Here is a 14,111-nt window from a genome sequence, read left to right on the forward strand (position 1 = left end):
CATGCGTGGCACCGAACCCAGCGGCCCGGCGGCGGTGACGCCCGTTGTCGGCCCGCTGCCACCGATCTACGTTGGCGAGGGGGGAGCCATGGCCACGCTGGTGTCGGTGAACGTGGGACTGCCGAAGGACGTCGAGTGGCAGGGCCGGACCGTCTACACGGGAGTGTTCAAGACGCCGGTGCCGGGACGCACGATGGTCCGCCGGCTCAACGTCGACGGCGACGGCCAGGGCGACCTGGCCGGCCACGGCGGCGAGATGCGGGCGGTGCTGGTCTACCAGACCGACTCGTACGCGCACTGGTCGGACTTCTTCGACAAGGACCTCGGCGGGCACGGCGCGTTCGGTGAGAACTTCACCGTCGACGGCCTGCCCGACGACAAGGTGCACGTCGGCGACCGCTACCGGATCGGCGACGCCGAGTTCGAGGTCACCCAACCCCGCGTCACCTGCTTCCGGGTGGGCCTGCGGCTCGGCGAGCCGAGGCTCCCGGCGCTGCTGGTCGGCCACCACCGCCCCGGCTTCTACCTGCGGGTGATCACCGAGGGCGAGGTCGGCGCCGGCGACGAGATCGTCCGCACCCGGGTCGGCCCGCACCAGATCACGGTGGCCGAGGTCGACGCGCTGCTCTACCTGCCGAACCCCGACCACGATCGGATCCGCGACGCCCTCGACGTCCCGGCGCTGAGCCCGGGCTGGCAGGCGTCGTTCAAGGAGATGCTGGCCGGCGGGGGCGGGCTCGCGCCGATCCCGGTGGGCAAGGAACCGGCGTGGACGGGCTTCAAGAAGCTGCGGGTGGACCGGATCGTCCCGGAGAACGCGTCGATCACGTCCTACTACCTGGCCCCGACCGACGACCAGGCGCTGCCGCCGGTGCAGCCGGGCCAGTACCTGACGCTGCGGGTTCCGGAGGCCGGCGACCCGGTGCCGGTGCGCTCCTACTCGCTGTCGGACCCGGTGGCGTACCGGATCAGCGTGAAGCGCGAGCAGCACGGAGCGGTCAGCGGCTTCCTGGCCGACCACTGCAAGCCCGGCGCGCTGATCGAGGTGGCGCCGGCGCGGGGCGAGTTCCTGCTGGCCGATGGCACGGACCCGGTGCTGCTGATCTCGGCCGGCATCGGCGTGACACCGGTGCTCGCGATGCTGCACCAGCTGGCGGCCGACCGCGACCAGCGGCAGATCTGGTGGATCCACACGGCGCACGACGCGAACCACGAGGCGTTCGCCGACGAGACCCGCGCCCTGCTGGCCGAACTGCCGAACGCGCAGGAGCACGTCTTCTGGTCGACAAAGACGCGGCTGACCGGTTCCGTGCTGGACGCGCTGGCACCACCCAAGGACGCCGACGCGTACGTCTGCGGCCCGGAGTCCTTCATGGACGACATCAGCAGGGCGCTGGTCGACTACGGCATGAAGCCGGCCAGAGTACGCACGGAGCTGTTCGCGGCCCGCTCGGCGATCAACCCCGGCATCACCGACAAGACCCGCCGCCAGCCGCACCCGCCGGAAGGCCCACCGGGCACCGGCCCGCGGGTCACCTTCGCCCGCAGCGGCCTGACGGTCCCGTGGTCCGACGACCGTCACTCGCTGCTGGAGCTGGCGGAGTCGTGCGACGTGCCGACCCGCTGGTCCTGCCGCACCGGCGTCTGCCACACCTGCGAGACAGGCCTGCTCTCGGGCGAGGTCGCGTTCGACCCGGAGCCCCTCGAGCCCGCGGGGCCGGGCAACACCCTGATCTGCTGCTCCCGCCCCCGCGGCGAGGTGGTCCTGGACCTCTAGATCGCGCGGATGGCCAGGGCCGCGTCCAGGGCGGCCACGGTCGCGGCCCAGCCCTTGTCCTCGGCCGAGCCCGGCAGGCCCGCGCGGTCCTGCGCCTGCTCCAGCGTGTTGACGGTGAGCACGCCGTGCGCGACCGGCTTGCCCGAGTCGAGCGCGACCCGGGTCAGCCCCTCGGTCACCGACTGGCAGACGTAGTCGAAGTGCGCCGTGGAGCCGCGGATGACCACGCCGAGGGCCACGACCACGTCGTACTTCTTCGCCAGCGCCTGCGCGACCACCGGGATCTCGACGGAGCCCGCGACCCGCGCGACCGCCACGTCCGCGACCGCCGAGGCCTTCGCCGCCGCCACCGCGCGGTCGACCATGTGGTCGGTCAGCTCGGCGTGCCAGCGGGCGGCGACGATGCCCACCGTCAGCCCTTCCGCGTTGACAGCGGCCACCTCAGGTTCGCCGAAACCGGCCATCAGAATCCCTCCGCCACGTCGACGTCGTCGAGCGCGTCGATCAGGTGACCCATGCGGTCACGCTTCGTCCGCAGGTAGCGGACGTTCTCCGGGTGCGGCCGCACCGGGAGACCCTCGCGGCCGACGATGGTCAGCCCGTAGCCCTCCAGGCCCGCCCGCTTGGCCGGGTTGTTGGTGAGCAGGCGCATCGAGCGCACGCCCAGGTCGTAGAGGATCTGCGCGCCGGTGCCGTAGTCGCGGGCGTCGGCGGGCAGACCCAGGTCGAGGTTGGCGTCGACGGTGTCGCGGCCCATGTCCTGCAGCTGGTAGGCCTGGAGCTTGTGCAGCAGGCCGATGCCGCGACCCTCGTGGCCGCGCATGTAGAGCACCACGCCGCGGCCCTCGGCCGCCACGCGGGCGAGCGCCGCGTTGAGCTGCGGGCCGCAGTCGCAGCGCAGCGAGCCGAACACGTCGCCGGTCAGGCACTCGGAGTGCACCCGGACGAGCACGTCGGCACCGTCGCCGATGTCGCCGTAGACCATCGCGACGTGCTCCGCCGCGTCGTGCTCGGCGCGGTAGCCGATGGCGGTGAACACGCCGTGGTCGGTCGGGATGCGCGTCTCGACGACCCGCTCGACCTGCTTCTCGTGGTGCCGGCGGTAGGCGATCAGGTCGGCGATCGAGATCAGCACCAGGTCGTGCTCGGCCGCGAACGTCTCCAGGTCAGGCAGGCGCATCATCGTGCCGTCGTCGTTGACGAGCTCGCAGAGGACGCCGGCCGGGCGCAGGCCGGCCAGCACCGCGAGGTCGATCGCGGCCTCGGTGTGGCCGGGCCGGCGCAGCACGCCGCCGGCCTTGGCCCGCAGCGGCACGACGTGGCCGGGGCGGGACAGGTCGCCCGGGTTCGTCTCCGCCCCGGCCAGGAGCCGGATCGTGTGCGCGCGGTCCGCGGCCGAGATGCCGGTGGTGACGCCCGCCCGGGCGTCGACCGTCACCGTGTACGCGGTGCCGCGCCGGTCCTGGTTGGTGTGGTACATCGGCGGCAGCTCGAGGCGGTCCGCGTCCTCCTCGGTGATCGGCGCGCAGATGTAGCCGGAGGTGTAGCGGACGGTGAACGCGAGGAGTTCCGGCGTCGCCAGCTCGGCGGCGAAGATGAGGTCGCCCTCGTTCTCCCGGTCCTCGTCGTCGACGACCACGACCGGCTTGCCCGCCGCGATCGCGGCGACGGCCTCTTCCACAGTGGACAGCGTCATGACCTCTCCCCCAGCAGCCGTTCGACATACTTGGCGATCACGTCGACCTCGAGGTTCACAAGGTCTCCGACCTGCTTGTGCCCGAGCGTGGTGAGCGACAGCGTGGTCGGGATCAGCCCGACCGAGAACGTGTCGTCACCCGCCTCCATCACCGTCAGCGAGACACCGTCGACGGTGATCGAGCCCTTCTCCACCACATAGCGCCGGATCGACGCGGGCAGCTCGAACCGCACCGTGGTCCACTGCTCGGCGGCCTCCCGACCGACGATCCGGGCGACGCCGTCGACGTGCCCCTGCACCAGGTGGCCGCCGAGCCGGGTGTCCAGCCGGGCCGCGCGCTCCAGGTTGACCGGGTCACCCGGGTGCAGCTCGCCGAGCGACGAACGCCGCAGCGTCTCGCCCATCACGTCGGCCGTGAACCCCTCGCCGGAGATCTCGACGGCGGTCAGGCAGACGCCGTTGACCGAGATCGAGTCGCCGTGCTTGAGATCGTCGACGACGGTCTTGCCGCGGATGGCGATCAGGCCGGAGTCGTCGCCGGTCGCCGTCCAGCCGACCATTTCGCCGAGCTCTTCGATGATGCCGGTGAACATGCGGGTCAGCCCTCCTTCTTGCGTGGCACAGCGGTGAACCGCAGGTCAGGGCCGACCCGCGTGACATCGGTGAGGTCGAGGTCGATGACCTCGGAGATGGTCGACACGCCGGCGTCGACGAGCGCCGACGCACCGGCGCCGAGCAGCTTCGGAGCGACGTAGCCGACCACCTTGTCGACCAGCCCGGCCGCGAGGAACGCGCCGGCGAGTCGGGGGCCGCCTTCGAGCAGCACGGACCGGACGCCGCGTACGTGCAGGGCCGCGAGCAGCGCCTGGAGGTCGACCTTGCCGTCCGGGCCGGTGCCGACCTGCGCGGCGGTCGCCACCCAGGTCGCGGCGGCGTTGTCACGGACCTTCGCGCCGGCGGGGGTACGCCCGGCGCTGTCCACCACGACCCGCAGCGGCTGCCGGATCGCCAGCGAGCCGTCGCGCAGGTTGCGGGCGGTGAGCCGGGGGTCGTCGGCCAGCACGGTGCCGATGCCGACCATGACCGCGTCGCTGGCGCAGCGCAGCGCGTGCACGTCCGTCCGGGCGGCCTCGGAGGTGATCCACATGCTGGTGCCGTCGGCGGCCGCGGACCGGCCGTCGAGGGTCGCCGCGTACTTCCAGGTCACGTAGGGCCAGCCCCGGCGCACGCTGGTCAGCCAGGCGATGTTGCCGGCCTCGGCCTCGTCCTCGCGTACGCCCATCTCGACCTCGACGCCCGCGGCGCGCAGCGTCTCGGCGCCGCCCCGGGCGACCGGGTCCGGGTCGGCGACGCCGACGACGACCTTGGAGACGCCCGCGTTGATCAGCGCACGGGTGCAGGGGCCGGTGCGGCCGGTGTGGTTGCAGGGCTCCAGGGTGACGATCGCGGTGCCATTCCTGGCCCGCTCGCCGGCCTGCGCCAACGCGACGATCTCGGCGTGCGGTCCGCCGGCGTACGCGTGGAAGCCCTCGCCGACCACCTCGCCCGCGGCATCGAGCAGCACGCAGCCCACGATCGGGTTGGGGCTCGTGGTGCCGAGGCCGCGCGCACCGAGTGCGATCGCGCGCCGCATCGCCTCGTCGATGGAGACGCCGCCGCTCGCCATGCCCGTTCCTTCCCGTTCGCCATGGTCACGCGCGGCGCGGGCAGGGTCTGGGATTGCGGCAAGGCGCGGCTCGGGACGGCAACGACGCGCCGACCCGACGGCAGCGCCAGGGAACGGCGCGGCCATCCGCCCTCGCGCTGTCTCCCATCCGGACTGTCTGGGCGGCCATGGGGGCTGCCCAACCGTCGGCCCCGGATTCTCACCAGGTCCACCGTTCGAGAGGTTCCTCGACCGGGTCGCGGGCTTACCAGGGGCCAGGCCCCCGGATCACCGCCGGTTCGGAATTTCACCGAGTCCCGCCAGCGCGTGGTGGGTACGGTCCAGTCTTACACGCGATTCGCGGAACAGCGATCGACAGGCGACCTACCTCACACGCGGCGCCGGTCACGGACACACTCCGACAAAACGGACAGCGTGACCGGGCAGCGAGTGCTTCAGCTGGCCGCCAGGCGGCGGTCGACGGCGACGTACGAGCCAGGTTGGCTCTTCGCGACGCTCTTCATCTCGTTGGCCAGCGCGATGATCTCGCGCGGGTCGGAGAACCTCCGGTCGCCGCTGGAGAGCGCCACCCCGATCGAGAGGGTGACCAGCGCGGCCCGCTGGATGTTGTTGCGGCGGTCGCGCACCTCGACGTAGCCCCGGGCCGCGTCACGCTCGTCGTAGAGCCCGTCGGTGGTCTTCTCGTAGTCGAGGACCGCCTTCTCGGACAGCGGCCGGACCTGCTGCGGCGAGCAGACGATCACGAAGTCGTCGCCACCGATGTGCCCCAGGAAGGCCGGTGGCATGCCGGCCTCGATCACCGCCCGGTGGAGGCTGCGGGCCAGCGCGCTGATGAACTCGTCGCCGCGGCCGAAGCCGTACACGTCGTTGACGCTCTTGAACCGGTCGATGTCGATGTAGGCGACCGCGTAGTCGGTGCCGCTGCGGACCCGGTCGGTGATCTCCCGGCCGATCCGCGTGTTGCCGGGCAGGCCGGTCAGCGGCGAGACCTCGCGATATTCGCGGTTGCGGCGCAGCGTCGACTCGACCCGCGCGCAGAGCTCCGAGGTGTCGAACGGCTTGACGATGTAGTCGTCGGCACCGTTCGTCAGCCCGTAGACCTTGTCGACGGTCAGCCCCTTGGCGGTCAACATGATGATCGGCAGGGCGGCGGTCATCGGGTTGGCGCGCAGCCGCCGGGTCAGCTCGACGCCGTCGATCCGGGGCATCATCAGGTCGACCACGCACAGGTCCGGCCTGGCCCGCTCGATCAGGTCGAGCGCCTCCTGGCCGTCGGCGGCGTGCATGACGTCGAAACCGTGCAGCTTGAGGCTGATGCCGACGAACCGGGCGATGTCTTCGTCGTCGTCGACGACCAGCACGAGACCGAGCTTGTTGGCGGTCTCCAGGCTGACCTCGTTGCGCTCGCTCATCGGTGGCCGACCACACCGGCGGCGAGGCCGCGCAGCCGTCTGATCGCCGCCGCCGGATCGTCGGCGCCGTAGACCGCGGTGCCCGCGACGAACGCGTCGGCGCCCGCCTCGGCCGCCTGCTCGATCGTGTCGGCGGCGATGCCGCCGTCGACCTCGATGCGCAGCTCCAGGTGCCCGCTCTCCTGCGCGGCGCGCACCTTGCGGACCTTGTCGAGCAGCTCCGGCACGAAGCGCTGGCCGCCGAAGCCCGCCTTGATGGTCATCACCAGAAGCGTGTCGAAGCTGGGCAGCAGTTCCAGGTAGGGCTCGATCGGGGTGTCGCGGTCGATCGCCAGGCCCGCCTTCGCGCCCGCCGAGCGCAGGTCCTTGGCCAGCGCGACCGGGTTGTCGGACGCCTCGGCGTGGAAGGTGACGTTGTAGGCGCCGGCGTCGGCGTAGGCCGGAGCCCAACGGCGCGGCTCGTCGATCATCAGGTGCACGTCGAACGGCAGTTGCGTGATCGGTCGGAGGCTCTGCACCACCGGCAACCCGATCGTCAGGTTGGGCACGAAATGGTTGTCCATGACGTCGATGTGCAACCAGTCCGCGTCTTGCTCGACCAGGCGGACCTCGTCGGCGAGATGGGCGAAGTCAGCGGCGAGGATGCTGGGGGCGACGATCGGCGACGGTCGGGTCACCGGGCCAGTGTACGAACCTGAGGCCGTTCCCCGTAGGGTTGCCCTCAACCCGGCCCTGTGGAGGGATGCACAGATGCGACGGTCGTGGGCGGTGGGCCTCGCGAGCCTGGTGGCGACCCTGGCCCTCGCGGGCTGTGGTGGCAACCCGGCCGGGGTCGACGGCGACATCAGCGACGACTGGCGGCCGATGAGCGAGCCCAAGCCGTTCGTGCCGGACGCCGAGGTCTGCCACGCGTCCGCGGTGGAGTCCGGCTACCTGGCCGCGTACGCGCCGGTGGACTGCGACTCCCCGCACATGATCGAGACGGTCCACGTCGGAACGTTCGAGGACGCCGGCACCAAACCCCCGAAACCGGGCGAGAAGACCTACCAGAGCGCGTACGGCGACTGCAGCGACAAGGCCAGCGACTACGTCGGCGGCGACTGGCGCACGGCCCGGCTCACGCTCAGCCTCGCGCTGCCCGGTCCGGAGGCGTGGCAGGGCGGCTCCCGCTGGTACCGCTGCGACGTCGGCGAGACGACCTCGCTCGACGACACCAGCACCGCCTACCGCTCCGCCTCGCTGAAGGGCGCGCTGTCGAAGGCGGGCGGGCTGCAGTACGGCTGCTTCACGCCGAAGATCTCCAAGGAGGTCGTGCAGGAGATGGTCGCCATCGCCTGCACCAAGTCGCACCGCAGCGAGTTCGTCGGCATCTACGAGGCGCCGAACAAGCCCTACAAAACGTTCATCGACGACGGCGAGGCCATCCACAAGGCGTGCCTGAACACCGTCGCGACGTACGCCAAGCTGCCGAAGGACGACAACCTGGCGTTCCGCACGGGCACGATCTACTACTACCCCACGGCCGCCGAGTGGGACATGGGCAACCGTGGGGTCAAGTGCTTCTCGTGGGACAGCGGGCGCACGTACACGAAGTCCATCAAGGCCGGCGGCACCGCGTTGATGCCGGTCAACTAGTCCTCTTGAGGACCGCCAGGAACATCGCGTCCGTCCCGTGCCGGTGCGGCCAGAGCTGCACCGTCGGGCCGGCGCCCAGCCCCGGCATGCCGGCCGGGAGCAGGGGGCGGGCGTCGACGAAGTCCACCTCGATGTCCGAGCGGCGCGTGCCCTCGGTGACCGACACGTGCGTCTCGACGGTGTGCGGCGAGCAGGTCACGTAGCCGACCACCCCGCCCGGGCGGACTGCCCGCAGTGCCGCGGTCAGCAACTCGCGCTGCAGCTTGGTCAGCGGCGGCAGGTCACTCGGCTGGCGGCGCCACCTCGCCTCGGGACGGCGGCGCAGCGCGCCGAGGCCCGTGCACGGCGCGTCGACCAGGACCCGGTCGAAGCCCTGTTCCGGCAGGTCCGTCTCGCGGCCCACGTTGCGCCCGTCGGTGTGCAGCACGGTCACCGGGAACCCGGCGACGGCCTTGGACACGAGCCCGGCCCGGTGCTCGGTCACCTCGACCGCGGTCAGCTCGGCGCCGCGTTGCGCGGCGAGCGCGCCGAGCAGGCCGGCCTTGCCGCCGGGGCCGGCGCACAGGTCGAGCCAGCGCGTGTCGCTGCCCTCGATCGGCGCGTCGACCAGCGCGGCCGCGACGAGTTGCGAGCCCTCGTCCTGCACGTGCGCCCGTCCGTGGCGAACCGCGGCCAGGTCGCCCGGCGCACCGCCGGACAGGTAGACGGCGTAAGGCGAGAACGCACCCGGGGACCCACCGACCTCCTCGGCCAGGTCGACCGCGTCGACCCGGCCGGGCCGGGCGCAGAGCACGACCGCCGGTGGTTGGTTGTCCTCGATCAGCAGCCGGCTGGTCTCTTCGAGATCGCCGCCGAGCGCCTCCTGGAACGCCCGCACGATCCACTGCGGGTGGCTGTTGGTCAGGGCGAGGTTGCCGATCGGATCCGTCTCGTACGCCGGAGCGAGCTCTTCGACCCAGGTGTCGATGTCTTTCGTGGTGATCTCGCGGAGCACCGCGTTGGCGAAGCCCGTGGCGCCCGGGGCGACGATCCGCACGAGGTCCACGGTGGACGAGACCGCGGCGTGCGCCGGAACCCGCATGTTGAGGATCTGGTGGGCGCCCAGCCGCAGCGCGTCGCGCGCCGGCGGGTCGATCCGGTCGACCTCGCGGCCGGCCGCGTGGGCGATCACCGCGTCGAGGGTGCCGAGCGAGCGCAGCGTGCCGTAGGTCAGCTCGGTGGCGAACGCCGCGTCACGGCCGCGCACGTCACGATCGGTGAGGATGTGCGGCAGGACCAGGTTGGCGTACGCGTCGTCGCGGTGCACCGCCGCGATCGCCTCGTAGGCCGCGAACCGGGCGGGGTCCACCGTCGGCCGGCCGCCCCGGGCGCCCTGACCGCGGCCCCCTTCGCCTCGGCCCCTTTCGCCTCGGCCCCTTTCGCCTCGGCCCCTTTCGCCTCGGCCGGCGTAGCCGCCTCGGCCGCCCTGGTCACGACCACCTCGGCCGCCTTCGTCGCGGCCGTCGTGGCCGCGTGCCGGGGCGCTCACGCGAAACGCTCGTTGGACTCGACCCGGACGCCCCGCGCCCAGTCGGCGGCGGGCATGGCGCGCTTGCCCGCGGCCCGCACCTCACCGAGGGCGACCGGGGTGGTGGCCGTGCCGACCAGCACGCCGGTGCGGTCGACCAGCAGGTCACCGGGCTTGAGCGCGGGACCGTTGGCGACGGGGCGGACCGGCCCCAGCTTGACGCGGTCCTCGCGGAACGTGGTCCAGGCGCCGGGCGCCGGCGTGCAGGCCCGGATTCTGCGGTCGACGGCGAAGGACGGCTCGTCCCACCGGACCATCGCGTCCTCGACGCTCAGCTTCGGCGCGAGGCTCACCCCGTCGGCGGGCTGCGGCTCCGCCCGCGCCGTGCCCTGCTCGATCGCGTCGAGCACGGCCACCAGGAGCCCGGCGCCGGAGGTCGCCAGCCGCTCCAGCAGGTCGCCGGAGGTGTCCGTCGGTCGGATCTCGTCGGTCAGCGTGCCGTAGACCGGACCCGTGTCGAGACCCGCCTCGAGCTCGAAGACGCTGGCCCCGGTGATCTCGTCGCCGTGCAGCACGGCGTGCTGCACCGGTGCGGCGCCCCGCCAGGCCGGCAGCAGCGAGAAGTGCAGGTTGACCCAGCCGTGGCGCGGGATCTCCAGCGCCGACGGAGGCACCAGGGCGCCGTAGGCGACCACCGGCACGCAGTCGGGCGCGAGGTCGCGCAGCCGCTCCTGGAACTCGGGCTCGCGCGGCTTGGCCGGCGTCAGCACCTCGATGCCGTGCTCGTCGGCCCACGCCCCGGCGGGCGAGCGGACCAGGTTGCGGCCGCGGCCGGCGGGCGCGTCGGGCCGGGTGACCACGGCCAGCAACTCGTGGCCGGACGCCGCGATCGCGTCGAGCGCGGGCAGCGCGACGGCCGGTGTGCCGGCGAAGACCAGCCGCATCAGCGCGCTCCGCCCAGGCCGAACACCGCACCGCTGTGCGGGTTGGTCTTGATCACCGGCGGCGCGCCGGCGTCGTACCACTCGGCCTGGCGGATCTCCTTCATCGCTTCCTTGCGCGCGGCGGCGTCGAGCCGGTCGAGGAAGAGCACCCCGTCGAGGTGGTCGGTCTCGTGCTGCACGCAGCGCGCCATCAGGCCGCTGCCGACCAGCTTGATCGGGTCGCCGAACTGGTTGAAGCCGGTGGCGACGACGTTCTGGCGGCGCTTGGTGTCGACGTAGATCCCGGGGATCGACAGGCAGCCCTCCGGCCCGTCCTGCTCCTCGTCGTCGGGGAAGCTGACCGTCGGGTTGACGATGTGCCCGACCACGTCGTCGACGTCGAAGGCGAACACCCGCAGCCCGACGCCGAGCTGCGGCGCGGCCAGCCCCGCCCCGGACTGCTCCTGCATGGTCTCGACCAGGTCGGCGACCAGCTTGCGCAGCTCAGCGTCGAAGTCGACGACCTGGTCGGCGGGGGTGCGCAGCACCGGGTCGCCGAACAGACGGATGGGCTGGACGGTCACGTGGAACTCCTCGTTCGGGTCGCTCGCACGGGGGCGGGCGAGGCGCAATCCCGACAAGTCTACGGAGCCCCGCCCGGAACCGCCCGGACCCCCGATGTGACGTCAGAACAGGTCGGTGGCATCGACCTGGACGCGCACGGGGTCGGGCGCCTTGCGGGCGCTGCGTACGCCGGTGGCGGCGTGCAGCGCGGCGGCCACCTCGGCGGCCTTGGCCCTGGGTGCGCGGACCAGATAGCGCTCCTGGCCCTGGTCGGCGGGCACCGGGCCGAGCAGCTCGGCGTCCGGCGGCAGGTGCACGGCGTCGAGCAGGTCGGCCACCGCCGGAGCCGACCCGGTCAGGCTGGCCATCCGGGCCGCCGGCGGGAACCGCAGCTCGCGGCGCTCGGCCAGCTCGCGCTCGGCGTACCAGCCGGGGTCCCACCGCAGTAAGGCCTGGACCACGGGCACGCCACCGTCGGCGACCACGACGACCCGCCCGCTCGGCTTGGCGAGGGCCGCCGCGGTCATCCAGCGGCGCAGCGCCTCCTCGCCGGCCCGCAGGTCGGCCCGGGTGAGCAGGGCCCAGGTGTCGAGCAGCACCACGGCCCCGTAGCCGCCCTCGGCGACCGGCTCGGCCCCCGGCGTGGCCACCACGACGGCCGCCGTGGCCGGCACCTCGGTCAGCACCTCGTCGCGGCCGGAGGTGCGCACCGGGATGTCAGGGAACGCGCGGCCGAGCTCCTCCGCGGTCCGGCGGGCGCCGGTGACCGAGGCCCGCAGCCCCCGACTGCCGCAGTGCGGGCAGACGTGGTCGCCGGCCACCCGACCGCACCAGCGGCAGGCCGGCACCGCGTGCGAGGAACGCAGGGCGAGCGGTCCGGAGCAGGCGGTGCAGCGGGCCGGTGCGCGGCAGGTGGCGCACGAGACGGACGGGAGGTAGCCGCGGCGGGGCACCTGGACCAGCACCGGCGCGTCGGCCTTGAGGGCGGCTCTGGCGGCCTCCCAGGCCAGGCTGGGCAACCGTGCGGTGGCCGCGCCGGGGTCGCGGGCCAGCTGCGGGTCGTCGCCGGTCGGGGTGATGGTCGGCATGCGTCGGCGGAGGGTGGCCCGGTCGGCGGCGACCTCGCGCGCCCAGCCGGTCTCCAGCAGGAGCTGCGCCTCGGCGGTGCGGGCATAGCCGGCGACGAGGGCCGCCGCTTGGGCACGTTGCGCCCTGGTCAGGAGCACTTCGCGAGCGTGCGGGTACGGAGCCCGGGGCTCGGCGTGCAGGTCGTCGCCGTCGTCCCAGATCACCACGAGACCGATGTCCTGGACGGGGGCGAAGGCGGCGGCGCGGGTGCCGGCGACGACCTTGACCTGGCCCCGGCTGGCGGCGAGGAAGGCGCGGTAGCGCTTGGCCGGCCCCAGGCCGGCGGCCAGGGTGACGTGCCGGTCCTTGCCGAGCGTGCGGGCCAGCGCGGCGTCGAGCCGGTCGAGGTCACGGGCGTCCGGCACGACGGCGACCACGCCCTTTCCCGCGGCGGCCGCGACGGCAGCCGCCTCGGCGATCCGCGCCGGCCAGTCCTCCCCCGGCAACGCCGACCACACGGCTCGGGGACTCTTGCCGTCCCGCAGCGCGCGCAGAAACCCCTCGCCGGCCTGGTACTCGGACCATCCCGTGCCGGACACCGGCGGCGGTGGCCGGTCCGGCGAGACGGCGTGCGGATCCTCGGCAGGCGGCCGTTCGTCTCGGGCCGCAGGCATCGGTTCAGGCTCGACCACCGACAGAGGTTCATCTCCGGCCACCGGCCCAGGTTCGGTCGCGTCCGCGGAGGGTGATTCGGTCCCATCTGCCAGGAGTGGTCCAGAGCCGCCCACGGGGGGTTCGTTCAGAGGCGCCGGGTGCGGACCGGCTCCGACCGCCGGGAGCGGACCGGCTCCGAACGCCGCGGGGGGTTCGGGTTCGGCCGGTGGTGACTGTTCGGCTCGGGCGTGGCGTGGTGGGACGGCGAGGCGAAGGACGTCGGCCAGGCTGCCCGCATAGCGGTCGGCCACCGCGCGCGCGAGTCCCGCGATCTCCGACGTCAGCACCCGCTCCGGCGAGACGAGGCGCTCCAGGTAGGCCAGCTTCGGCACCGCGGACTCGGCGGCGCGGGCGACGAGCCAGCCGTCGACGAGTTGGCCGGCGAAGCGCACCTTGACCCGGGTGCCCGGCTGCGCCGTATCGTGCAGGTCGGCCGGCACCAGGTAGTCGAAGAGCCGGTCGAGGTGTGGCAACGGCACGTCCACGCACACGCGCGCGACCGGCAGCTCGGCTGCTGGCCGGCGCTCGGCGCGGGCGCTTCGGTTCGGCACCGCACCATCCTTTCACCGCCCTGCCGGGCCACCGTCTCTCCGGCTGGCGGCGCCTGGCCCCCGAGGCCACGCCGAGCCCGCAACATCCCGGTTGCAGATGATCGTGTGCGGCTGAGCTGGTCACGAGACGAGGCCACGCATGATCGTGTGCGGCTGGTCTGGGCGACACACCGCGCGGCGACCAGGCCAGCCGCACACGATCATGTGCTTGCCCGATCTCACACCAGATCAGCCGCACACGATCAAGGCCCGCTCCCGAGCAGGAGACCGGACACGACGGGGACCCGCTTTCGTCCGTCACATGTGGCTGATCCGCGGCAGCGAGCTGTCCGGCGTCAACGCCGGCTCATCGGTCGTCCCGCTGGGCGGCGCGTTGGAAGAGGCCGAGCCGCTCGACGACGATCATGAGCAGCACGACGAGCACGATCGTCGGCAGGGAGCGGATCAGCGACGTGCCGAACGACTCGTCTGTGAGTGCCACCCCCACCAGCGCGGCGGCGAGCCACCCGAGGAGCCCACCGATCGCGTACCGTGCCACGTCGCGTCCCGTCACCGACCGTCCCCGTGATGTCCCCATGCGAACGACGGGTACCCCCGG

Annotated in this window: 12 protein-coding genes, 1 pseudogene and 1 riboswitch; of the genes and pseudogenes, 2 read left to right on the forward strand and 11 right to left on the reverse strand. The window is 73.0% G+C overall.

The annotated features are described in order from the left end of the window. Nucleotide 1: 1 nt before the first annotated feature. Nucleotides 2-1,777 carry an MOSC and FAD-binding oxidoreductase domain-containing protein gene (locus tag AB0J88_RS15730; protein WP_364344353.1) on the forward strand — a complete coding sequence of 592 codons (1,776 nt, stop codon included), beginning with the start codon at nucleotides 2-4 and terminating at the stop codon, nucleotides 1,775-1,777. Here AB0J88_RS15730 and ribH read toward each other — a convergent pair. From ribH to rpe, 6 genes are all read right to left on the reverse strand, one after another. After that, a complete protein-coding gene (ribH, locus tag AB0J88_RS15735; protein WP_364344350.1) occupies nucleotides 1,774-2,241 on the reverse strand; it encodes a 6,7-dimethyl-8-ribityllumazine synthase in 468 nt (155 codons plus the stop codon). The genes AB0J88_RS15730 and ribH overlap by 4 nt on opposite strands. After that, complete coding sequence (locus tag AB0J88_RS15740; protein WP_364344347.1) at nucleotides 2,241-3,473, reverse strand: bifunctional 3,4-dihydroxy-2-butanone-4-phosphate synthase/GTP cyclohydrolase II; 1,233 nt, start codon at nucleotides 3,471-3,473, stop codon at nucleotides 2,241-2,243. Before AB0J88_RS15740 ends, ribH begins: the two co-directional genes overlap by 1 nt. Continuing rightward, nucleotides 3,470-4,066, reverse strand: coding sequence for a riboflavin synthase (locus tag AB0J88_RS15745; RefSeq protein WP_364344344.1), 597 nt, complete (start codon nucleotides 4,064-4,066; stop codon nucleotides 3,470-3,472). Before AB0J88_RS15745 ends, AB0J88_RS15740 begins: the two co-directional genes overlap by 4 nt. Nucleotides 4,067-4,071: 5 nt before the next feature. Continuing rightward, the gene (gene ribD / locus AB0J88_RS15750) at nucleotides 4,072-5,139 is read right to left on the reverse strand and encodes a bifunctional diaminohydroxyphosphoribosylaminopyrimidine deaminase/5-amino-6-(5-phosphoribosylamino)uracil reductase RibD (RefSeq protein ID WP_364344341.1); all 1,068 of its coding nucleotides are present in this window, start codon (nucleotides 5,137-5,139) and stop codon (nucleotides 4,072-4,074) included. Nucleotides 5,140-5,271: 132 nt separating this feature from the next. Further along, nucleotides 5,272-5,447: riboswitch (FMN riboswitch) on the reverse strand. A 126-nt stretch (nucleotides 5,448-5,573) separates the two neighbouring features. Then, nucleotides 5,574-6,551 (reverse strand): response regulator, encoded by a 978-nt coding sequence (locus AB0J88_RS15755; protein WP_364344338.1) that lies wholly within the window; start codon nucleotides 6,549-6,551, stop codon nucleotides 5,574-5,576. Continuing rightward, a complete protein-coding gene (gene rpe / locus AB0J88_RS15760; protein WP_364344335.1) occupies nucleotides 6,548-7,228 on the reverse strand; it encodes a ribulose-phosphate 3-epimerase in 681 nt (226 codons plus the stop codon). The genes AB0J88_RS15755 and rpe overlap by 4 nt, the downstream gene beginning before the upstream one ends. Before the next feature lie 73 nt (nucleotides 7,229-7,301). On the opposite strand from rpe, the gene AB0J88_RS15765 reads away from it, so the two are divergent. Continuing rightward, nucleotides 7,302-8,186, forward strand: coding sequence for a septum formation family protein (locus tag AB0J88_RS15765; RefSeq protein WP_364344332.1), 885 nt, complete (start codon nucleotides 7,302-7,304; stop codon nucleotides 8,184-8,186). Here AB0J88_RS15765 and AB0J88_RS15770 read toward each other — a convergent pair. From AB0J88_RS15770 to AB0J88_RS15790, 5 genes and pseudogenes are all read right to left on the reverse strand, one after another. Then, nucleotides 8,179-9,558: pseudogene (locus tag AB0J88_RS15770) on the reverse strand (transcription antitermination factor NusB); the annotation flags it as partial. The gene AB0J88_RS15765 and the pseudogene AB0J88_RS15770 sit on opposite strands and share 8 nt — an antisense overlap. Before the next feature lie 152 nt (nucleotides 9,559-9,710). After that, entirely contained in the window at nucleotides 9,711-10,637 is a 927-nt protein-coding gene (gene fmt / locus AB0J88_RS15775; RefSeq protein ID WP_364344329.1) for a methionyl-tRNA formyltransferase, read from the reverse strand. Further along, on the reverse strand, nucleotides 10,637-11,200 hold the full coding sequence (gene def / locus AB0J88_RS15780) for a peptide deformylase (RefSeq protein ID WP_364344326.1): 564 nt from the start codon (nucleotides 11,198-11,200) through the stop codon (nucleotides 10,637-10,639). Before def ends, fmt begins: the two co-directional genes overlap by 1 nt. Before the next feature lie 102 nt (nucleotides 11,201-11,302). After that, nucleotides 11,303-13,447, reverse strand: a complete 2,145-nt coding sequence (locus AB0J88_RS15785) for a primosomal protein N' (RefSeq protein ID WP_364344603.1) — start codon at nucleotides 13,445-13,447, stop codon at nucleotides 11,303-11,305. A gap of 412 nt (nucleotides 13,448-13,859) precedes the next feature. Then, a complete protein-coding gene (locus AB0J88_RS15790; protein WP_364344323.1) occupies nucleotides 13,860-14,066 on the reverse strand; it encodes a hypothetical protein in 207 nt (68 codons plus the stop codon). Between the last annotated feature and the right edge of the window lie 45 nt (nucleotides 14,067-14,111).

The sequence above is a fragment of the Asanoa sp. NPDC049475 genome (assembly GCF_040676915.1).
Taxonomy (GTDB): domain Bacteria; phylum Actinomycetota; class Actinomycetes; order Mycobacteriales; family Micromonosporaceae; genus Asanoa.

What these genes read in the sequence shown, in the direction of transcription:
- AB0J88_RS15730 (WP_364344353.1), top strand. Translation starts at nt 2, where the DNA reads ATGCGTGGCACCGAACCCAGCGGCCCGGCGGCGGTGACGCCCGTTGTC.
- ribH (WP_364344350.1), bottom strand. Translation starts at nt 2,241, where the DNA reads ATGGCCGGTTTCGGCGAACCTGAGGTGGCCGCTGTCAACGCGGAAGGG.
- AB0J88_RS15740 (WP_364344347.1), bottom strand. Translation starts at nt 3,473, where the DNA reads ATGACGCTGTCCACTGTGGAAGAGGCCGTCGCCGCGATCGCGGCGGGC.
- AB0J88_RS15755 (WP_364344338.1), bottom strand. Translation starts at nt 6,551, where the DNA reads ATGAGCGAGCGCAACGAGGTCAGCCTGGAGACCGCCAACAAGCTCGGT.
- fmt (WP_364344329.1), bottom strand. Translation starts at nt 10,637, where the DNA reads ATGCGGCTGGTCTTCGCCGGCACACCGGCCGTCGCGCTGCCCGCGCTC.
- AB0J88_RS15745 (WP_364344344.1), bottom strand. Translation starts at nt 4,066, where the DNA reads ATGTTCACCGGCATCATCGAAGAGCTCGGCGAAATGGTCGGCTGGACG.
- AB0J88_RS15765 (WP_364344332.1), top strand. Translation starts at nt 7,302, where the DNA reads ATGCGACGGTCGTGGGCGGTGGGCCTCGCGAGCCTGGTGGCGACCCTG.
- ribD (WP_364344341.1), bottom strand. Translation starts at nt 5,139, where the DNA reads ATGGCGAGCGGCGGCGTCTCCATCGACGAGGCGATGCGGCGCGCGATC.